Below are 20,830 nucleotides of genomic sequence, written 5' to 3' on the forward strand. Positions count from 1 at the left end.
GGCTGTATATGAAGATATTGATTTTAAGAGAATGATCTTATGTGAGTTCTCTTATTCGTCTGTCTAAAAAATTCAAGGTATACATACTTGTACAACGCAAGATCTATTACGCTAGATTTGAGGGGTGAATGAGTTGACAGGTCAACTAGTTCAGTATGGACGACACCGCCAACGTAGAAGTTATGCACGCATTAGTGAAGTGTTAGAATTACCAAATCTTATCGAAATTCAAACCTCTTCGTATCAATGGTTTCTTGATGAGGGCTTGAGAGAAATGTTCCAGGATATTTCTCCTATTGAGGATTTCACTGGTAACCTCTCGCTAGAGTTTATTGATTATAGCTTAGGAGATCCTAAGTATCCTGTTGAGGAGTCAAAAGAACGCGATGTTACCTATTCTGCACCATTACGTGTGAAGGTGCGTTTAATTAACAAGGAAACTGGTGAAGTAAAAGATCAAGATGTCTTTATGGGAGATTTCCCTCTTATGACGGAGACAGGTACATTTGTTATTAACGGAGCAGAGCGCGTTATCGTGTCTCAGTTAGTCCGTTCTCCAAGTGTATATTACAGTGGCAAGGTAGACAAAAATGGTAAAAGAGGCTTTACTGCAACTGTTATTCCAAACCGTGGAGCTTGGCTAGAGTATGAAACAGATGCGAAGGATGTTGTTTATGTTCGTATAGATCGTACACGTAAATTACCGGTAACGGTCCTTTTACGAGCTCTTGGGTTTGGCTCTGATCAAGAAATCATCGACTTATTGGGTGAAAACGAGTACCTACGTAATACTCTTGACAAAGATAATACGGAAAGTACTGAGAAAGCTTTGCTTGAAATCTATGAACGTCTTCGCCCGGGTGAACCACCAACAGTTGAAAATGCGAAGAGTTTATTAGACTCTAGATTTTTTGATCCAAAACGCTATGATTTAGCAAATGTTGGACGTTACAAGATTAATAAGAAGCTTCATATTAAAAATCGTTTATTCAACCAACGTCTTGCAGAAACACTTGTAGACCCAGAGACTGGTGAAATCATTGCAGAAAAAGGCACAATGATTGATCGAAGAACTCTAGATCGTATCATACCTAACCTTGAAAGTGGTGTTGGCTTCAAAAAAGAGCATCCATCAGGTGGTGTGATCGTTGATGAAGTTACACTTCAATCAATTAAGATATATGCACCTAATGATCCAGAAGGTGAAAAGGTCATCAATGTAATCGGTAATGCTTATGTTGAGGAAGCAATCAAAAATATTACAGTAGCAGATATTTTAGCTTCTATCAGTTATTTCTTTAACTTATTGCATGGTGTTGGTGATACGGATGATATCGACCACCTAGGAAACCGTAGATTACGTTCAGTCGGTGAATTGTTACAAAACCAATTTAGAATTGGTTTATCCAGAATGGAGCGTGTTGTTCGTGAGAGAATGTCAATTCAAGACACGAATACAATTACTCCACAGCAATTAATTAATATCCGTCCAGTTATCGCATCTATTAAAGAATTCTTTGGTAGTTCACAATTGTCTCAATTCATGGATCAAACGAACCCACTTGCTGAGTTAACGCATAAACGTCGTTTATCAGCATTAGGACCTGGTGGTTTGACTCGTGAGCGTGCAGGATTCGAAGTTCGTGACGTTCACTATTCTCACTATGGTCGTATGTGTCCGATTGAAACGCCAGAGGGTCCGAACATCGGGTTAATAAACTCACTTTCTTCCTATGCGAAGGTAAATAGATTCGGTTTCATTGAAACACCATACCGAAGAGTTGATCCTGAGACTGGAAAGGTTACTTCTCGTATCGACTACTTAACAGCAGACGAAGAGGATAACTATGTTGTTGCCCAAGCGAATGCAAGATTAGATGATGACGGCTCATTTATAGATACCGATATTGTTGCTCGTTTCCGTGGTGAGAATACAGTTATTCATCGAGATCGTATCGATTATATGGATGTATCTCCGAAGCAAGTAGTATCTGCTGCAACAGCATGTATTCCGTTCTTAGAAAATGATGACTCAAACCGTGCATTAATGGGAGCGAACATGCAACGTCAAGCTGTACCATTATTGAATCCGGAAGCTCCAATTGTTGGAACAGGTATGGAGTATGTATCTGGTAAAGATTCAGGTGCTGCTGTTATTTGTAAATACCCTGGTATTGTTGAACGTGTAGAAGCGAAGAACATCTGGGTACGTCGTTATGAAGAAGTAAATGGTCAAAAGGTTAAAGGTAATTTAGATAAATATAGCTTATTAAAATTCGTTCGTTCAAACCAAGGAACATGCTACAATCAACGTCCAATCGTAAGTGCAGGGGATGAAGTTGTTAAAGGTGAAATTCTAGCCGACGGTCCTTCAATGGAAAAAGGTGAACTTGCACTTGGAAGAAACGTAATGGTTGCCTTCATGACTTGGGATGGATATAACTATGAAGATGCTATCATTATGAGTCAAAGACTTGTAAAAGATGATGTTTATACATCTATTCATATTGAAGAATATGAATCAGAATCTCGTGATACAAAGCTAGGACCAGAAGAAATTACACGTGACATTCCAAATGTTGGTGAAGATGCACTAAAAAATCTTGATGAGCGTGGTATTATTCGCGTTGGTGCAGAAGTAAAAGACGGTGATCTTCTCGTTGGTAAAGTTACACCTAAAGGGGTAACCGAGCTTACAGCTGAAGAACGACTATTACATGCTATCTTTGGAGAAAAAGCACGTGAAGTTCGTGATACATCATTACGTGTACCACATGGTGGAGATGGGATCATTCTTGATGTGAAAGTCTTTAACCGTGAAGATGGAGACGAACTGCCACCAGGTGTTAACCAATTAGTACGTGTTTATATCGTTCAAAAACGTAAAATTAATGAAGGCGATAAAATGGCCGGACGACATGGTAACAAAGGGGTTATCTCACGTATCCTTCCTGAAGAGGATATGCCTTACTTACCAGACGGAACTCCAGTAGACATTATGTTAAATCCACTAGGTGTACCTTCACGTATGAATATCGGTCAGGTATTAGAGCTTCACCTAGGAATGGCTGCTCGTAAAATGGGTATCCATGTTGCATCACCTGTATTTGATGGTGCGCGAGAAGAAGATGTATGGTCAACACTTGAAGAAGCAGGTATGGCTCGTGATGCTAAAACTGTCCTTTATGATGGCCGTACTGGTGAACCATTTGATAACCGTGTATCAGTAGGTATCATGTATATGATTAAACTTGCTCACATGGTTGATGATAAATTACATGCACGTTCTACTGGTCCATACTCACTTGTTACACAACAGCCACTTGGCGGTAAAGCACAGTTTGGTGGTCAGCGCTTTGGAGAGATGGAGGTTTGGGCACTTGAAGCTTATGGTGCTGCATATACTCTTCAAGAAATCTTGACTGTTAAGTCAGATGACGTTGTTGGTCGTGTGAAAACTTATGAAGCAATTGTTAAAGGTGAAAATGTTCCTGAACCTGGTGTTCCAGAATCATTTAAAGTATTAATTAAAGAGCTTCAAAGTTTGGGTATGGATGTTAAAATGCTTTCTAGTGACGAACAAGAAATTGAAATGAGAGATCTTGATGATGAGGATGATTCCCAACAAGCAGAAGGTCTATCAATCAATGAACAAGTCGAAGTAGAGCCAGAAACTGTGGAGTTAGAAAAAGACACAGTAGCGAAAGAATAATTTACTAAACTTAAGCTCATGAACAAGCTTATAATGCTAAGCGGACAAGATGGAGACTTCATGTCTCCCTTCTGTCTGTGGTTGTATAACAATGGCTTTAGAGATATGCTCTGGAGCTTCACATACAAACTTAATATAATATACACATTCTTTCTTAACTTTTAAAAAGGGTAAAACCTGAAGACGAAAAGGGAGGTAGGCCCCTTGTTAGATGTAAATAATTTTGAATATATGAGCATCGGATTGGCTTCACCAGACAAGATTCGTTCTTGGTCTTTCGGTGAAGTTAAGAAGCCAGAAACAATTAACTATCGTACATTAAAACCAGAAAAAGATGGTCTTTTCTGTGAACGTATATTTGGACCGACAAAAGACTGGGAATGTCATTGTGGTAAATATAAACGCGTACGTTATAAAGGTGTCGTTTGTGATCGTTGCGGAGTTGAGGTTACACGTGCAAAAGTACGACGAGAGCGAATGGGGCATATTGAGTTAGCAGCACCGGTCTCTCATATTTGGTATTTTAAAGGAATTCCTAGCCGTATGGGACTTGTCCTTGATATGTCACCTCGTGCATTAGAAGAAGTAATCTATTTTGCTTCTTATGTAACAACTGATACAGGTGATACGCCATTAGAGAAAAAACAGCTATTATCTGAGAAAGAATTCCGTGCATACCGTGAAAAATACGGTAATACATTCCAAGCATCAATGGGTGCTGAGGCGATTAAAAAACTATTATCTGATATCGATCTTGATAAAGAAGTAGATGCTTTAAAAGAAGAACTAAAAACGGCTCAAGGACAACGTAGAACACGAGCTATTAAACGTTTAGAAGTTCTTGAAGCATTCCGCCATTCTGGCAACCATCCATCATGGATGATTCTTGATGTGCTTCCAGTTATCCCGCCTGAGCTTCGTCCGATGGTTCAGCTTGATGGTGGTCGCTTTGCTACATCAGATTTGAATGACCTATACAGACGTGTGATCAATCGTAATAATCGCTTAAAGCGTTTATTAGATTTAGGTGCTCCAAGCATCATTGTTCAAAACGAGAAGCGTATGCTGCAAGAAGCAGTGGATGCATTAATCGATAATGGCCGTCGTGGCCGTCCTGTTACTGGTCCGGGTAACCGTCCGTTAAAATCACTTTCACATATGTTAAAAGGGAAACAAGGACGTTTCCGCCAAAACCTATTAGGAAAACGTGTTGACTACTCTGGCCGTTCCGTTATCGTAGTCGGACCAAACCTAAAAATGTACCAATGTGGTTTACCTAAAGAAATGGCCCTTGAATTATTCAAACCTTTTGTTATGAAAGAGTTAGTAGAAAAAGGGTTAGCTCATAACATAAAAAGTGCAAAACGTAAAATAGAAAGAGTACAACCAGAAGTATGGGATGTTTTAGAATCAGTTATTAAAGAACATCCAGTATTACTTAACCGTGCCCCGACTCTGCATAGATTAGGAATTCAAGCTTTCGAACCTACTTTAGTTGAAGGACGTGCAATTCGTCTGCATCCACTTGTATGTACTGCTTATAACGCAGACTTTGATGGAGACCAAATGGCTGTTCACGTTCCATTATCAGCTGAAGCACAAGCCGAAGCACGTATTCTAATGCTTGCAGCACAAAACATTCTTAATCCTAAGGATGGTAAGCCTGTTGTAACACCTTCCCAGGATATGGTTTTAGGTAACTATTACCTTACACTAGAACGCGCGGGTTCAATTGGTGAAGGTATGATTTTCAAAGATACAGATGAAGCGTTACTTGCATATCAAAACGGTTATGTGCATTTACATACTCGTGTTGCTGTACATGCAGGCGCATTAAATAAACAAACATTTACTGAAGAACAAAATAAAATGTTGTTAATAACAACAGTGGGTAAATTGATTTTCAATGAAATTTTACCGGAATCATTCCCGTATATGAATGAACCAACTAAACAAAATATTGAAGAAAAAATACCTGAAAAGTATTTTGTTCAACCATCTGTAAATGTGAAGGAGCATATTGCTGCTCAAGAAGAAATTGCTCCATTTAAAAAGGGTATTCTAGGACAGATTATTGCGGAGATCTTCAAGAAGTTCCACATAACTGAGACTTCTAAAATGCTAGATCGAATGAAAAATCTTGGATTTAGATACTCAACTAAAGCAGGTATTACTGTTGGTGTATCTGACATTATCGTATTAAAAGAAAAGCAAGAGATTATCAGCGAAGGTCAAACTAAAGTTGATAACGTATTAAAGCAATTTAGAAGAGGTTTGATTACTGAGGATGAGCGCTATGAGCGTGTTATATCGATCTGGAGTGCGGCAAAAGATACAATTCAAGGAAAATTGATGGCATCTCTTGATAAACGCAACCCAATCTTTATGATGAGTGACTCTGGAGCCCGTGGTAATGCATCTAACTTTACGCAACTTGCTGGTATGCGTGGTCTTATGGCCAACCCGGCAGGACGTATTATCGAATTACCGATCAAATCAAGTTTCCGTGAAGGTTTAACAGTATTAGAGTACTTCATCTCTACACATGGTGCTCGTAAAGGTCTTGCCGATACTGCCTTAAAGACGGCTGACTCAGGTTACTTAACACGTCGACTTGTTGATGTTGCACAAGATGTTATTATTCGTGATGACGATTGTGGAACAGATCGAGGTATTCTAGCAAAAGCAATTAAAGAAGGTACAGAAGTAATTGAAAAGCTAGATGAACGTTTAATCGGAAGATACTGCCGAAAAGCTGTGAAGCATCCTGAAACGGGTGAGATACTTGTAAATGAAAACGAGTTAATAACTGAAGATATTGCTGTTGAAATAATCGAAGCTGGTATTGATCAGGTATGGATTCGTTCTGCGTTTACATGTAACACTAGACATGGTGTTTGTAAAAAATGCTATGGCCGAAACCTTGCTACAGGTAGTGAAGTTGAAGTTGGTGAAGCTGTTGGAATTATCGCTGCACAATCAATCGGTGAACCTGGTACACAGTTAACAATGCGTACCTTCCATACAGGTGGGGTTGCCGGAGATGATATTACACAAGGTTTACCGCGTATTCAAGAGTTATTTGAGGCTAGAAACCCTAAAGGTCAAGCAATTATTTCTGAGATCAGTGGTGTTGTAGCTGAAATTAATGAAGTACGTGACAAACAGCAAGAAATCGTCATTCAAGGTGATGTTGAATCACGTTCTTACACAGCGCCATACAATGCGCGTTTAAAGGTTACTCAAGGTGATAAAATCGAGAGTGGCCAAGTTTTAACCGAGGGGTCAATAGATCCTAAAGAATTACTGAAAGTTAAAGATTTACAAGCAGTACAACAATATCTCTTACGTGAAGTTCAAAAAGTATACCGTATGCAAGGGGTAGAAATTGGAGATAAGCACGTAGAGGTAATGGTACGACAAATGCTACGTAAAGTAAGAGTAATGGATGCTGGTGACACTGATGTATTACCAGGTACACTTCTTGATGTCCATCAATTTACAGATGCCAACAAGCAAGTGTTATTAGATGGCAAACGTCCAGCAACAGGTCGTCCAGTCTTACTTGGTATTACGAAAGCATCTCTTGAAACTGATTCCTTCTTATCTGCAGCATCATTCCAAGAAACAACTCGTGTTCTTACCGATGCAGCAATTAAAGGAAAACGTGACGAATTATTAGGTCTTAAAGAGAATGTAATTATTGGTAAACTTGTACCGGCTGGTACTGGAATGCCAAGATATCGTCAAGCTGAGCCAATTTCAAAGGTTGAACAAACGGAAGAAGTTGTTTCAGTAGACTAATAAAGAAGATAGAGATGGATGAATAAATAATTTTCAAAGGATTGTTGACATCCATCTCATCCAATGTTACTATATTCAAGGTGTTCAATCTTAACCTGTTGCTTTGGAGGATATTTGATTATGTCTTATGAAAAAGTATCACAGGCACACAAAATTATTGTTGGTACAAAGCAATCAGTTAAAGCTCTGATGAATAATGAAGTTAAAGAGATCATTGTTGCTGAAGATGCTGAAGAACGAATTACCGAGAAGGTTATTCAAACAGCAGAAGAAAAGCAAGTCCCTTTAGCAAAAGTTTCTTCTATGAAAATGCTTGGAAAAGCTTGTGGAATAGAGGTAGGAGCTGCAGCTGTAGCTATAATCCAGTAAAACTGTTTTTGCGATATGTTTATTCATTTTGCAGAAACTTTGTTTTTGCCTTAATATGAACCACCTGGATGTGTGGTATTAAAGAATGAGAGGAGGAAAATCAAATGCCTACAATTAACCAATTAGTGCGCAAAGGTCGCGTAAGCAAAATTGAGAAATCAAAATCACCTGCATTAAACAAAGGTTACAACAGCTTCAAAAAAGAGCAAACGAATGTATCTTCACCTCAAAAACGTGGTGTATGTACTCGTGTAGGTACGATGACGCCAAAGAAACCTAACTCGGCACTTCGTAAATATGCTCGTGTTCGTTTAACAAACGGAATCGAAGTTACAGCTTATATTCCTGGTATTGGCCACAACTTACAAGAGCACAGTGTTGTTCTTATTCGTGGCGGTCGTGTAAAAGACTTACCGGGGGTACGTTACCACATCGTTCGTGGTGCACTTGACACTGCAGGAGTTGACGGACGTATGCAAGGCCGTTCAAAATACGGTACAAAACGCCCTAAAGCTGCAAAAAAATAAATTCAAAATAGATATAAATTATGATGAAGGGAGGACATAACATGCCACGTAAAGGTCCTGTAACAAAAAGAGACGTATTACCTGATCCACTTTACAATTCAAAGCTTGTTACACGTTTAGTAAACAGAATTATGATTGACGGAAAAAGAGGTAAAGCACAATCTGTACTTTACAATTCTTTTGATCTAATCAAAGAACGTACTGGTAAAGATGCTATGGAAGTGTTTGAACAAGCACTTAAAAACATCATGCCTGTTCTTGAAGTTAAAGCTCGCCGTGTTGGTGGTGCTAACTATCAAGTACCTGTAGAAGTACGCCCTGATCGTCGTACTACTTTAGGTCTTCGCTGGTTAGTAAACTACGCACGTCTTCGTGGAGAAAAAACGATGGAAGAGCGTTTAGCTAACGAAATTCTTGATGCAGCTAACAACACTGGAGCAGCAGTTAAGAAACGTGAAGATACTCACAAAATGGCTGAAGCAAATAAAGCATTTGCTCACTATCGCTGGTAATCAATACACTATAACTATAATAAAAATTCCCATGAGGAAGGAGAAATTACCCAATGGCAAGAGAGTTCTCCTTAAATAATACTCGTAATATCGGCATCATGGCTCACATTGATGCCGGTAAAACGACTACTACTGAACGCGTTCTTTATTATACTGGTCGTATTCATAAGATCGGTGAAACTCATGAAGGTGCATCTCAAATGGACTGGATGGAGCAAGAACAAGAACGTGGTATCACAATTACATCAGCTGCAACAACAGCGCAATGGAAAGGCCATCGTGTTAACATCATCGATACTCCAGGGCACGTAGACTTCACTGTTGAAGTTGAACGTTCTCTACGTGTACTTGATGGTGCTGTAGCAGTTCTTGATGCTCAATCAGGTGTTGAGCCACAAACAGAAACAGTTTGGCGTCAAGCTACAACTTATGGAGTTCCACGTGTTGTGTTCGTTAATAAAATGGACAAAATCGGTGCGGATTTCTTATACTCTGTTAAAACTCTACATGAACGCCTACAAGCAAATGCTCATGCAATCCAATTACCAATTGGTGCAGAGGATCAATTTGAAGGAATCATTGACTTGGTTGAGATGAAAGCAACATTCTATGGTAATGACTTAGGAACTGACATTCAAGAAAAAGAAATTCCTGAAGAATACCTAGATCAAGCTAACGAATACCGTGAAAGCCTAGTAGAAGCAGTTGCAGAACTTGATGAAGAATTAATGGAAAAATACCTTGGCGGTGAAGAAATCACTAACGAAGAGCTAAAAGCTGCAATTCGTAAAGGTACTGTTAATGTTGAATTCTATCCTGTTATCTGTGGATCAGCATTCAAAAACAAAGGTGTTCAAAAAATGCTAGATGCGGTTATCGACTATCTTCCATCACCATTAGATGTACCTGCAATCAAAGGTATAACTCCTGATACTGATGAAGAAGTAGTTCGTGAATCTAGCGATGAAGGTCCGTTCGCTGCTTTAGCATTTAAAGTAATGACAGATCCTTATGTTGGTAAATTAACATTCTTCCGTGTTTACTCAGGTACATTGAGTTCTGGATCATATGTTCAAAACTCTACTAAAGGTAAACGTGAGCGTGTAGGACGTATCCTACAAATGCACGCAAACAGTCGTGAAGAAATTTCTGAAGTACATGCTGGAGATATTGCTGCAGCAGTTGGTTTGAAAGATACAACAACTGGAGATACACTATGTGATGATAAGAACCTAGTTATCTTAGAGTCAATGGAATTCCCAGAGCCTGTAATTCAACTTTCTGTTGAGCCGAAATCAAAAGCTGACCAAGATAAAATGACTACAGCTTTACAAAAACTTCAAGAAGAAGATCCTACATTCAGAGCACATACTGATGTTGAAACTGGTCAAACAATTATTGCTGGTATGGGTGAGCTTCACTTAGACATTCTAGTTGATCGTATGAAACGTGAATTCAAAGTAGAAGCAAATGTTGGTGCTCCTCAGGTTGCATACCGTGAAACATTCCGTGCAGGTGCAAAGGTAGAAGGTAAATTTGCACGTCAATCGGGTGGTCGTGGACAATTCGGACACGTTTGGATCGAGTTTGAACCTAATGAAGAAGGTAAAGGATTCGAGTTTGAGAACAAAATCGTTGGTGGGGTAGTACCACGTGAATATGTACCTGCAGTTCAATCTGGACTTGAAGATGCATTGAAAAACGGTGTACTAGCTGGATATCCATTAGTTGATATTAAAGCTGCATTAGTTGATGGCTCTTACCATGATGTTGACTCAAGTGAAATGGCGTTTAAAGTAGCTGCATCATTAGCACTTAAAAATGCTGTTTCTAAATGTAACCCAGTTATCCTTGAACCTGTCATGAAAGTTGAAGTAGTTGTTCCAGAGGAATACATGGGAGATATCATGGGCCAAGTAACAGCTCGTCGTGGACGTGTTGAAGGTATGGAAGCTCGTGGTAATGCACAAGTTGTTCGTGCTATGATTCCACTTTCTGAAATGTTTGGTTATGCTACGGCATTACGTTCAAGTACTCAAGGTCGCGGCGTGTTTACAATGCACTTTGATCACTATGAAGAAGTACCAAAATCAGTTTCAGAAGAAATTATCAAAAAAAATAAAGGTGAGTAATTGATTTTACCCCTTTGATGAAGTATAACTACTTATGTGAGAACAGAGAGTGAAGTATCACTTTCTGTTACATATATCCTATAATATTAAACTCTAAGGAGGATTTTTAGAATGGCTAAAGCAAAATTCGACCGTTCCAAAACGCATGCTAATATCGGTACAATTGGTCACGTTGACCATGGTAAAACTACTTTAACTGCTGCAATCACTACTGTTCTTGCGAAAGCAGGCGGTGCTGAAGCAAAAGGTTACGATCAAATCGACGCTGCTCCAGAAGAGCGCGAGCGCGGAATCACAATCAACACTGCACACGTTGAGTATGAAACAGCTACTCGTCACTATGCGCACGTTGACTGCCCAGGACATGCTGACTATGTTAAAAACATGATTACAGGTGCTGCACAAATGGACGGCGGTATCCTAGTAGTATCAGCTGCTGACGGCCCAATGCCACAAACACGTGAGCACATCCTTTTATCTCGTCAAGTAGGTGTACCTTACCTTGTTGTATTCTTAAACAAATGTGACATGGTTGATGACGAAGAATTATTAGAATTAGTTGAAATGGAAGTTCGTGACTTACTATCTGAGTACGATTTCCCTGGCGATGATATTCCAGTAATCAAAGGTTCTGCTCTTAAAGCTCTTGAAGGAGAAGCTGAGTGGGAAGAAAAAATCATCGAGCTTATGGCTGCAGTTGATGAGTATATCCCAACTCCAGAACGTGACACTGACAAACCATTCATGATGCCAGTTGAGGACGTATTCTCAATCACTGGTCGTGGAACAGTTGCTACAGGTCGTGTTGAGCGTGGACAAGTTAAAGTTGGTGACGTTATTGACATCATCGGTTTAACTGAAGAGCCAAAATCAACTACTGTAACTGGTGTTGAAATGTTCCGTAAGCTTCTTGATTATGCTGAAGCTGGAGATAACATCGGAGCACTTCTTCGTGGAGTAGCTCGTGAAGAAATCCAACGTGGCCAAGTACTTGCTAAACCAGGTACAATTACTCCACATACAAAATTCAAAGCAGAAGTATACGTTTTATCAAAAGAAGAAGGTGGACGTCACACTCCATTCTTCACTAACTACCGCCCACAGTTCTACTTCCGTACAACTGACGTAACTGGTATCTGCCAATTACCTGAAGGCGTTGAAATGGTTATGCCTGGAGATAACGTTGAAATGTCAGTTGAACTTATCGCTCCAATCGCGATTGAAGAAGGTACTAAATTCTCAATCCGTGAAGGTGGACGTACAGTAGGCGCTGGCGTAGTTGCTACTATCCAAGAATAATAACGAATCTTTCGTTTAAAAGGTGAGCATAAATTGCTCACCTTTTTTATATAATTTTTGGATAAAGGATTAGATTAATATGTAATTCTTTTTCAAGTTGCAAAAACTACAATGATATTCAGATTTTTATTTTTACTTCTATTAAAAATTCAATCTAAAATACGATTTGTGAAGTTGATCAAAAAGATAAACTATTTAATAATGCAGAAACAGTTATTTGAAAATTAAACCAATGGTGATGTGCTTGATATTCATATACAATCTATGTATAATAGTAAAAGTGCTCAAGAAATTGATATTTATATAAAAAATTTCTTGCAACCATCATGGATTGAATGTATAATAGACAATGTTGGTCTTTGACTGCGATGAAGCAGGAGGTTGCCGATACACACGGCCGCTTTGCCATGGCGTGTGTAGGAAAATTTCTGCGGAGAAAATGTCTATTTTGAAAATAGGCGAAAAGGAGGGAAAATAATGGCAAAACAAAAGATTCGTATTCGTTTAAAAGCTTATGATCACAGAATTCTTGATCAATCAGCTGAGAAAATTGTAGAAACTGCAAAACGTTCTGGTGCAAATGTATCTGGTCCAATTCCGTTACCAACTGAAAGATCAGTATACACAATCTTACGTGCGGTTCATAAGTACAAAGATTCTCGTGAGCAGTTCGAAATGCGTACGCACAAACGTTTAATTGATATCATCAACCCAACACCACAAACTGTTGATGCATTAATGCGTTTAGATTTACCATCTGGTGTTGACATTGAAATTAAACTTTAATTATTAAAATACATTTAATGAACTTTTATAGGAGGTGTGACTCATGACCAAAGGAATCTTAGGAAGAAAAATTGGTATGACGCAAGTATTTGCAGAAAACGGTGATTTAATTCCGGTAACTGTTATTGAAGCTACTCCAAACGTTGTTCTTCAAAAGAAATCTGTTGACACTGACGGTTACAATTCAGTTCAATTAGGATTTGAAGATAAACGTGAAAAGTTAGCTAACAAACCTGAAAAAGGTCACGTTGCAAAAGCTAATACTGCACCTAAGCGCTTCGTTAAAGAACTTCGTGAAGCAAGCTTAGATGGGTACGAAGTTGGTCAAGAAGTCAAAGTTGATATTTTCGCTGCTGGTGAAACAGTAGACGTTACAGGAATTTCTAAAGGTAAAGGTTTCCAAGGCTCAATCAAACGCCACGGACAATCTCGCGGACCTATGTCACATGGTTCTCGTTACCACCGTCGTCCTGGTTCAATGGGACCTGTTGCTCCAAACCGTGTATTCAAAAACAAACTATTACCTGGCCGTATGGGTGGAGAACGTATTACTGTTCAAAACTTAGAAATTGTTAAAGTAGATGCAGAACGCAATCTATTATTAATCAAAGGTAACGTTCCAGGACCTAAAAAAGCACTTATCACTGTGAAAAGCGCAGTTAAATCTAAATAATTTCTTTAGGAAAGGAGGAATTAGATAATGCCGAAAGTAGCATTATTAAACCAATCTGGATCAAACGTTGGTGAAATCGAACTTAATGATTCTGTATTTGGTATCGAACCTAATCAGCACGTATTATTTGATGCGGTTATCATGCAAAGAGCTTCCTTACGTCAAGGAACTCACAAAGTAAAAAATCGTTCTGAAGTAGCAGGCGGAGGTCGTAAACCTTGGCGTCAAAAGGGTACTGGTCGTGCTCGTCAAGGATCAATTCGCTCGCCACAATGGCGCGGTGGTGGTATCGTATTCGGACCAACTCCACGTTCATACGCTTATAAATTACCTAAAAAAGTTCGCCGTTTAGCGATCAAATCTGCTTTATCATCTAAAGTAATTGACAACAACATCGTTGTATTAGAGGACTTAGCTTTTAACGCTCCTAAAACAAAAGAAATGACTTCAGTTCTTAAAGGTCTTTCAGTTGAGAGAAAAGCGTTAATCGTTACAGCTGACAACAATGAAAATGTTGCATTATCAGCACGTAATATTCCTGGTGTAACTGTAGTTACAGCTAATGGAGTAAACGTACTTGATGTTCTTAACCATGATAAACTTATTATGACGAAAGCAGCGGTGCAAAAAGTAGAGGAGGTACTTGCATAATGAAAGATCCTCGTGATATTATTAAGCGCCCCGTAATCACTGAACGTTCTACTGATCTCATGACTGAGAAAAAATATACGTTTGAAGTTGATGTTAAGGCTAATAAAACTGAAGTTAAAGATGCGATCGAATCAATCTTTGGCGTAAAAGTTGAAAAAGTAAACATCATGAATTATAAAGGTAAATTCAAACGTGTTGGGCGTTATAGCGGACTAACAAATCGTCGTCGTAAAGCAATCATTAAGCTTGCTGCAGATAGTAAAGAAATCGAATTATTTGAAGTATAATTTTTAATAGAAAAGGAGGGATATCGATATGGCGATTAAAAAATATAAACCAACCACAAACGGTCGTCGTAATATGACAGTATCTGATTTTGCTGAAATTACGACTGACAAGCCGGAAAAGTCATTACTTGCACCTCTTCATAGCAAAGGTGGACGTAATAACCAAGGTAAATTAACAGTTCGTCACCAAGGCGGCGGACATAAACGCCAATATCGTGTGATTGATTTCAAACGCGACAAAGATGGTATACCAGGACGCGTTGCTACAATCGAATACGATCCAAATCGTTCTGCAAATATCGCACTTATCAATTATGTTGATGGTGAAAAAAGATATATTCTTGCACCAAAAAACCTAACTGTAGGTTTAGAAATTATGTCTGGTCCTGAAGCAGACATCAAAGTAGGTAATGCATTACCACTTCAAAACATTCCTGTTGGTACAGTTGTACACAACATCGAATTAAAACCTGGTAAAGGCGGACAATTAGTTCGTTCTGCAGGAACTTCTGCTCAAGTATTGGGTAAAGAAGGTAAATACGTACTGGTACGTTTAAACTCTGGTGAAGTTCGTATGATTCTAGCTACTTGCCGTGCAACTGTAGGTCAAGTAGGTAATGAACAACATGAGCTTATCAACATTGGTAAAGCAGGTCGTTCTCGTTGGTTAGGCAAACGCCCAACAGTACGTGGATCTGTAATGAACCCTAACGACCATCCACACGGTGGTGGTGAAGGACGCGCTCCTATCGGACGTAAATCACCAATGTCTCCATGGGGTAAACCAACTCTTGGAGCTAAAACTCGTAAGAAGAAGAACAAATCAGATAAGTTTATCGTGCGTCGCCGTAAAAAATAACGTGATTGAACTACGGTTCGATAGAACCGTAGCACGATCGCGAAGGGAGGTACAATCATGGGCCGTAGCTTGAAAAAAGGACCATTCGTGGATGAACATTTAATTAACAAAGTTGAAAAATTAAATGAAACGGAAAAGAAGCAAGTTATTAAAACTTGGTCTCGTCGCTCTACTATTTTCCCACAATTCATTGGTCACACAATTGCAGTTTATGATGGTCGTAAACATGTTCCTGTATATGTAACTGAGGACATGGTAGGACACAAACTTGGTGAGTTTGCACCTACACGTACGTACAAAGGTCATGCAAGTGATGACAAAAAAACAAGACGTTAATGAGAGGAGGCATTTAAATGCAACAATCTAAAGCTGTCGCAAGAACAGTTCGTATTGCTCCTCGTAAAGCTCGTTTAGTTCTAGATCTTATTCGAGGTAAGCAAGTAGGCGAAGCAGTTGCGATTTTAAATCACACGCCAAAGGCTGCTTCACCAATCATAGAGAAAGTATTAAAATCAGCTGTGGCTAACGCTGAGCATAACTATGAAATGGACATTAATAGCTTAGTTGTATCTGAAGCTTATGCTAACGAAGGTCCAACTCTTAAACGTTTCCGTCCACGTGCTCAAGGTCGTGCGAGTGCTATCAACAAGCGTACTAGTCACATCACTATCATTTTAACAGAAAAGAAGGAGGGATAATCCGTGGGTCAAAAGGTAAATCCAGTCGGTCTTCGTATTGGAGTCATTCGTGATTGGGAGTCTAAATGGTTCGCTGGTAAAGACTACTCAACTCTTTTACATGAAGACATCAAAATTCGTGAATATGTTAGCAAACGCCTTAGTGATGCGTCTGTATCTAAGATTGAGATCGAACGCGCTGCTAATCGTGTAAATATTACAATCCACACTGCGAAACCTGGTATGGTAATCGGTAAGGGTGGTACAGAAGTTGAAGCGTTACGTAAAGCTCTTAACTCATTAACTGGCAAACGTGTACACATCAACATCTTAGAAATCAAAAGAGCTGATTTAGATGCTAAATTAGTTGCTGAAAATATTGCACGTCAATTAGAAAACCGTATTTCTTTCCGTCGTGCTCAAAAACAAACAATACAACGTGCAATGCGCGCAGGTGCACAAGGTATCAAAACTCAAGTATCTGGTCGTCTAGGTGGAGCAGATATCGCACGTGCTGAACATTATAGCGAAGGAACAGTTCCACTTCACACACTTCGTGCTGACATCGATTACGGAACAGCTGAAGCTGATACAACTTACGGTAAATTAGGCGTAAAAGTTTGGATCTATCGTGGAGAGGTTCTTCCTACTAAGAAGAAAACTGAGGAAGGAGGAAAATAATATGTTATTGCCAAAACGCGTAAAATATCGTAGAGAGCATCGTGGAAAAATGCGTGGTCGTGCAAAAGGTGGTACTGAAGTACACTTCGGTGAATTCGGTATTCAAGCTCAAGAAGCTTCTTGGATCACGAACCGTCAAATTGAAGCGGCTCGTATCGCGATGACACGTTACATGAAACGTGGCGGTAAAGTTTGGATTAAAATCTTCCCTTCAAAACCTTATACTGCAAAACCTCTAGAGGTACGTATGGGATCTGGTAAAGGTGCTCCAGAAGGTTGGGTAGCAGTTGTTAAACCTGGTAAAGTATTATTCGAAATTTCTGGTGTTTCTGAAGAGGTAGCACGTGAAGCGCTACGTTTAGCTTCTCATAAATTACCGATTAAAACGAAATTCGTAAAACGAGAAGAAATTGGTGGTGAATCTAATGAAAGCTAATGAAATTCGTGACCTTACCACTGCTGAAATAGAACAAAAAGTAAAGTCTCTTAAAGAAGAGTTATTTAACCTTCGCTTTCAACTAGCGACAGGCCAATTAGAAAATACTGCTCGCATCCGTGAAGTTCGTAAATCGATCGCTCGTATGAAAACTGTTATCCGTGAAAGAGAGATCGCAGCTAATAATCATTAATAAGAGAGGAGGTTTACGGAATGAGTGAACGTAACCAACGTAAAGTATATACTGGACGTGTTGTTTCTGACAAAATGGATAAAACAATTACTGTTCTTGTTGAAACATACAAAACACATTCACTATACGGCAAACGAGTTAAATACTCTAAGAAATTCAAAGCACATGACGAAAACAACCAAGCGAAAATTGGTGACATCGTTAAAATAATGGAAACTCGTCCATTATCAGCTACTAAACGTTTCCGTCTAGTAGAAGTAGTAGAAGAAGCTATTATTATTTAATATTGTTCGGATAGTTAATTCCGAAGGGAGGTAACATAAGTGATCCAACAAGAATCTCGTTTAAAAGTCGCTGACAACTCTGGAGCTCGTGAAGTACTAACAATCAAAGTATTGGGCGGTTCAGGTCGTAAAACTGCTAATATCGGAGATATTATTGTTTGTACGGTAAAACAAGCAACACCAGGTGGCGTTGTCAAAAAAGGTGATGTTGTTAAAGCTGTTATCGTACGTACAAAGAGCGGTGCTCGTCGTTCGGACGGTACTTATATCAAATTTGACGAAAATGCATGTGTTATCATCCGTGATGACAAGAGCCCACGTGGTACACGTATTTTCGGACCGGTTGCTCGTGAATTACGTGAAAATAACTTCATGAAAATTGTTTCTTTAGCTCCGGAAGTTCTATAATAAATCTGATTGCCTTACTAAGGAGGTGCAACTAGGATGCATGTTAAAAAAGGTGATAAAGTAATGGTTATCTCTGGTAAGGATAAAGGTAAACAAGGCGTAGTTCTTGCTTCTTATCCTAAAAAAGATCGTGTACTTGTTGAAGGTGTAAATGTAGTGAAAAAACATTCAAAACCTTCTCAAGCTAATCCACAAGGTGGAATCTTAAGCCAAGAGGCACCTATCCATGTATCAAATGTTATGCCACTTGATCCTAAATCAGGTGAACCAACTCGTGTTGGTTATAAAGTGGTAGACGGTAAAAAGGTACGTGTAGCAAAAAAATCTGGTGAAACTTTAGATAAATAGTAAATAAGGAAGGGAGGTCTAGTTCATGAACCGCCTTAAAGAAAAGTATCAAAAAGAAATTACACCTGCATTAATGAGCAAGTTTTCTTACAGTTCAGTAATGCAAGCTCCTAAATTGGAGAAAATCGTTATTAACATGGGTATTGGTGATGCGGTATCAAACTCAAAAGCACTTGATGTTGCTGTTGAGGAGTTAGCTCAAATTACTGGTCAAAAGCCTATGGTAACAAAAGCAAAAAAATCAATCGCAGGCTTCCGTCTTCGTGAGGGTATGCCAATCGGTGCAAAAGTTACACTTCGTGGTGAGCGTATGTACCAATTCTTAGATAAGTTAATTTCTGTATCATTACCGCGTGTACGTGACTTCCGTGGGGTTTCTAAGAAATCATTCGACGGTCGTGGAAACTACACATTAGGTGTGAAAGAGCAATTAATCTTCCCTGAGATTGATTATGATAAAGTAAACAAAGTTCGTGGTATGGATATCGTTATCGTAACTACTGCGAATACTGATGAAGAAGCTCGCGAACTATTAACACAGTTCGGTATGCCGTTTCAAAAATAATCGCTAAGTAAAGGGAGGCGAAATTGTGGCTAAAAAATCAATGATTGCTAAGCAAAAACGCACGCAAAAATTTAAAGTACAAGAGTACACTCGCTGCGAACGTTGCGGACGTCCACACTCAGTGCTACGTAAATTTAAGCTTTGCCGTATTTGTTTCCGTGAACTTGCTTATAAAGGTCAAATTCCAGGCGTGAAAAAAGCTAGCTGGTAAAACCGTAAAACGGGAAGGAGGTTATTTAGTAATGGTTATGACAGATCCTATTGCAGATATGCTTACTCGCATTCGTAATGCGAACATGGTTCGTCACGAAAAGCTTGAGTTCCCTGCATCTAAAATTAAAAAGGAAATCGCAGAAATTCTTAAGCGTGAAGGTTTCGTTCGTGATGTAGAGTATGTAGAAGACAACAAACAAGGCATCATTCGTATTTTCTTAAAATACGGTGCAAACAATGAGCGCGTAATTACTGGTCTTAAAAGAATCAGTAAACCAGGTTTACGTGTATATGCAAAAGCTGATGAAGTACCACGTGTACTTAACGGATTAGGTATTGCGATCGTTTCAACTTCTCAAGGTGTTTTGTCTGATAAAGAAGCTCGTGCAAAACAAACTGGTGGAGAAGTATTAGCATACGTTTGGTAATAAGCACAAAAAGAATGGAGGTGTAATGAATGTCTCGTATTGGTAAGAAACCACTTGAAATTCCTGCTGGTGTTACAGTTACTATCGCTGAAGATAATACTGTTACAGTAAAAGGACCTAAAGGTGAGTTAACTCGTACATTCAATTCTGATATTAAAATCACAATCGAAGAGAACGTCTTAACGGTGAGCCGTCCTTCTGATGTGAAAGAACACCGTGCACTTCACGGTACAACACGTAGTCTACTAGGAAACATGGTAGAAGGTGTTTCTAAAGGATTTGAAAGAGGATTAGAACTTATCGGTGTCGGTTACCGTGCTTCTAAATCTGGAAATAAATTAGTTCTTAACGTTGGTTACTCACACCCTGTTGAGATCACACCTGAATCTGGTATTGAAATTGAAGTACCATCTCAAACAAAGGTTGTTGTTAAAGGTACTGACAAAGAGCGTGTAGGTGCTATTGCAGCTAACATTCGTGACGTTCGTCCACCAGAGCCTTATAAAGGTAAAGGTATTCGCTACGAAGGCGAATTTGTACGTCGTAAAGAAGGTAAAACAGCGAAGTAATGTCGCCTAGATGATAAGAAAGGAGTGACCTAAATGATTACTAAGGCTGATAAAAATGCTGTACGTAAAAAAAGACATGCGCGTGTACGTTCTAAATTAGTTGGAACTACAACTCGTCCTCGTCTTAACGTATATCGTTCTAACCAACATATTTACGCACAAGTAATTGATGATGCAAACTCTGTTACTTTAGTTAGTGCTTCTACTTTAGATAAAGATTTAACTCTTGATTCTAATAGTAACGTTGAAGCTGCGCAAAAAGTTGGCGAATTAGTAGCTAAACGTGCTATCGAAAAAGGCGTTAAAACTGTTGTATTCGATCGCGGAGGATATTTATATCATGGTCGTATTAAAGCTCTAGCTGAAGCAGCGCGCGAAGCTGGACTTGAATTTTAATCGCAAAAGGAGGGACACAAA

At 39.1% G+C, this 20,830-nt stretch carries 25 protein-coding genes; all 25 read left to right on the forward strand.

The window, feature by feature from the left end:
* Positions 1 to 133: 133 nt before the first annotated feature.
* The 25 genes from rpoB to rplR all read left to right on the forward strand — a co-directional run bounded on the left by rpoB (position 134) and on the right by rplR (position 20,809).
* Positions 134 to 3,712 (forward strand): DNA-directed RNA polymerase subunit beta, encoded by a 3,579-nt coding sequence (gene rpoB, locus GMB29_RS00685; RefSeq protein ID WP_136357937.1) that lies wholly within the window; start codon positions 134 to 136, stop codon positions 3,710 to 3,712.
* 204 nt (positions 3,713 to 3,916) lie between these two features.
* Positions 3,917 to 7,516: a DNA-directed RNA polymerase subunit beta' gene (gene rpoC, locus GMB29_RS00690; RefSeq protein WP_136357935.1), complete on the forward strand. Its 3,600-nt coding sequence runs from the start codon at positions 3,917 to 3,919 to the stop codon at positions 7,514 to 7,516.
* Between the two features lie 120 nt (positions 7,517 to 7,636).
* Positions 7,637 to 7,885 carry a 50S ribosomal protein L7ae-like protein gene (locus GMB29_RS00695; protein ID WP_136357933.1) on the forward strand — a complete coding sequence of 83 codons (249 nt, stop codon included), beginning with the start codon at positions 7,637 to 7,639 and terminating at the stop codon, positions 7,883 to 7,885.
* A gap of 104 nt (positions 7,886 to 7,989) precedes the next feature.
* Positions 7,990 to 8,412, forward strand: a complete 423-nt coding sequence (gene rpsL / locus GMB29_RS00700) for a 30S ribosomal protein S12 (protein ID WP_026561215.1) — start codon at positions 7,990 to 7,992, stop codon at positions 8,410 to 8,412.
* A 41-nt stretch (positions 8,413 to 8,453) separates the two neighbouring features.
* On the forward strand, positions 8,454 to 8,924 hold the full coding sequence (gene rpsG / locus GMB29_RS00705) for a 30S ribosomal protein S7 (RefSeq protein ID WP_136357930.1): 471 nt from the start codon (positions 8,454 to 8,456) through the stop codon (positions 8,922 to 8,924).
* 53 nt (positions 8,925 to 8,977) lie between these two features.
* Complete coding sequence (gene fusA, locus GMB29_RS00710; protein ID WP_136357928.1) at positions 8,978 to 11,056, forward strand: elongation factor G; 2,079 nt, start codon at positions 8,978 to 8,980, stop codon at positions 11,054 to 11,056.
* Positions 11,057 to 11,167: 111 nt separating this feature from the next.
* A complete protein-coding gene (tuf, locus tag GMB29_RS00715; protein WP_136357926.1) occupies positions 11,168 to 12,355 on the forward strand; it encodes an elongation factor Tu in 1,188 nt (395 codons plus the stop codon).
* Positions 12,356 to 12,832: 477 nt separating this feature from the next.
* Positions 12,833 to 13,141, forward strand: coding sequence for a 30S ribosomal protein S10 (rpsJ, locus tag GMB29_RS00720; protein WP_066330427.1), 309 nt, complete (start codon positions 12,833 to 12,835; stop codon positions 13,139 to 13,141).
* Between the two features lie 43 nt (positions 13,142 to 13,184).
* Complete coding sequence (rplC, locus tag GMB29_RS00725; RefSeq protein ID WP_136357924.1) at positions 13,185 to 13,814, forward strand: 50S ribosomal protein L3; 630 nt, start codon at positions 13,185 to 13,187, stop codon at positions 13,812 to 13,814.
* A 27-nt stretch (positions 13,815 to 13,841) separates the two neighbouring features.
* Positions 13,842 to 14,465 (forward strand): 50S ribosomal protein L4, encoded by a 624-nt coding sequence (gene rplD / locus GMB29_RS00730; RefSeq protein ID WP_136357922.1) that lies wholly within the window; start codon positions 13,842 to 13,844, stop codon positions 14,463 to 14,465.
* Entirely contained in the window at positions 14,465 to 14,752 is a 288-nt protein-coding gene (gene rplW / locus GMB29_RS00735; RefSeq protein WP_136357920.1) for a 50S ribosomal protein L23, read from the forward strand. The genes rplD and rplW overlap by 1 nt, the downstream gene beginning before the upstream one ends.
* A 28-nt stretch (positions 14,753 to 14,780) precedes the next feature.
* On the forward strand, positions 14,781 to 15,611 hold the full coding sequence (gene rplB, locus GMB29_RS00740) for a 50S ribosomal protein L2 (protein WP_136357918.1): 831 nt from the start codon (positions 14,781 to 14,783) through the stop codon (positions 15,609 to 15,611).
* Positions 15,612 to 15,668: 57 nt separating this feature from the next.
* Positions 15,669 to 15,947, forward strand: coding sequence for a 30S ribosomal protein S19 (gene rpsS, locus GMB29_RS00745; protein WP_111618103.1), 279 nt, complete (start codon positions 15,669 to 15,671; stop codon positions 15,945 to 15,947).
* A gap of 17 nt (positions 15,948 to 15,964) precedes the next feature.
* Positions 15,965 to 16,309 carry a 50S ribosomal protein L22 gene (rplV, locus tag GMB29_RS00750; protein WP_136357916.1) on the forward strand — a complete coding sequence of 115 codons (345 nt, stop codon included), beginning with the start codon at positions 15,965 to 15,967 and terminating at the stop codon, positions 16,307 to 16,309.
* Positions 16,310 to 16,312: 3 nt separating this feature from the next.
* Complete coding sequence (rpsC, locus tag GMB29_RS00755) at positions 16,313 to 16,969, forward strand: 30S ribosomal protein S3 (protein WP_136357913.1); 657 nt, start codon at positions 16,313 to 16,315, stop codon at positions 16,967 to 16,969.
* A 1-nt stretch (position 16,970) separates the two neighbouring features.
* Positions 16,971 to 17,405, forward strand: coding sequence for a 50S ribosomal protein L16 (gene rplP, locus GMB29_RS00760; protein WP_136357911.1), 435 nt, complete (start codon positions 16,971 to 16,973; stop codon positions 17,403 to 17,405).
* Positions 17,395 to 17,598: a 50S ribosomal protein L29 gene (gene rpmC, locus GMB29_RS00765; protein ID WP_066330419.1), complete on the forward strand. Its 204-nt coding sequence runs from the start codon at positions 17,395 to 17,397 to the stop codon at positions 17,596 to 17,598. The genes rplP and rpmC overlap by 11 nt, the downstream gene beginning before the upstream one ends.
* A gap of 20 nt (positions 17,599 to 17,618) precedes the next feature.
* Positions 17,619 to 17,882 (forward strand): 30S ribosomal protein S17, encoded by a 264-nt coding sequence (gene rpsQ, locus GMB29_RS00770; protein ID WP_095301364.1) that lies wholly within the window; start codon positions 17,619 to 17,621, stop codon positions 17,880 to 17,882.
* 39 nt (positions 17,883 to 17,921) lie between these two features.
* Positions 17,922 to 18,290 carry a 50S ribosomal protein L14 gene (rplN, locus tag GMB29_RS00775; RefSeq protein ID WP_136357909.1) on the forward strand — a complete coding sequence of 123 codons (369 nt, stop codon included), beginning with the start codon at positions 17,922 to 17,924 and terminating at the stop codon, positions 18,288 to 18,290.
* Between the two features lie 36 nt (positions 18,291 to 18,326).
* Positions 18,327 to 18,638 carry a 50S ribosomal protein L24 gene (gene rplX / locus GMB29_RS00780; RefSeq protein ID WP_136357907.1) on the forward strand — a complete coding sequence of 104 codons (312 nt, stop codon included), beginning with the start codon at positions 18,327 to 18,329 and terminating at the stop codon, positions 18,636 to 18,638.
* 25 nt (positions 18,639 to 18,663) lie between these two features.
* Positions 18,664 to 19,203, forward strand: coding sequence for a 50S ribosomal protein L5 (rplE, locus tag GMB29_RS00785; protein WP_136357905.1), 540 nt, complete (start codon positions 18,664 to 18,666; stop codon positions 19,201 to 19,203).
* 25 nt (positions 19,204 to 19,228) lie between these two features.
* Positions 19,229 to 19,414, forward strand: a complete 186-nt coding sequence (rpsN, locus tag GMB29_RS00790; RefSeq protein ID WP_010285078.1) for a 30S ribosomal protein S14 — start codon at positions 19,229 to 19,231, stop codon at positions 19,412 to 19,414.
* Between the two features lie 31 nt (positions 19,415 to 19,445).
* The gene (gene rpsH / locus GMB29_RS00795) at positions 19,446 to 19,844 is read left to right on the forward strand and encodes a 30S ribosomal protein S8 (RefSeq protein ID WP_136357903.1); all 399 of its coding nucleotides are present in this window, start codon (positions 19,446 to 19,448) and stop codon (positions 19,842 to 19,844) included.
* A 29-nt stretch (positions 19,845 to 19,873) separates the two neighbouring features.
* Positions 19,874 to 20,413 (forward strand): 50S ribosomal protein L6, encoded by a 540-nt coding sequence (rplF, locus tag GMB29_RS00800; protein WP_136357901.1) that lies wholly within the window; start codon positions 19,874 to 19,876, stop codon positions 20,411 to 20,413.
* A 33-nt stretch (positions 20,414 to 20,446) separates the two neighbouring features.
* A complete protein-coding gene (rplR, locus tag GMB29_RS00805; protein ID WP_136357899.1) occupies positions 20,447 to 20,809 on the forward strand; it encodes a 50S ribosomal protein L18 in 363 nt (120 codons plus the stop codon).
* Positions 20,810 to 20,830: the final 21 nt, after the last annotated feature.

The sequence above is a fragment of the Metabacillus sediminilitoris genome, from assembly GCF_009720625.1.
Classification (GTDB): Bacteria; Bacillota; Bacilli; order Bacillales; family Bacillaceae; genus Metabacillus; species Metabacillus sediminilitoris.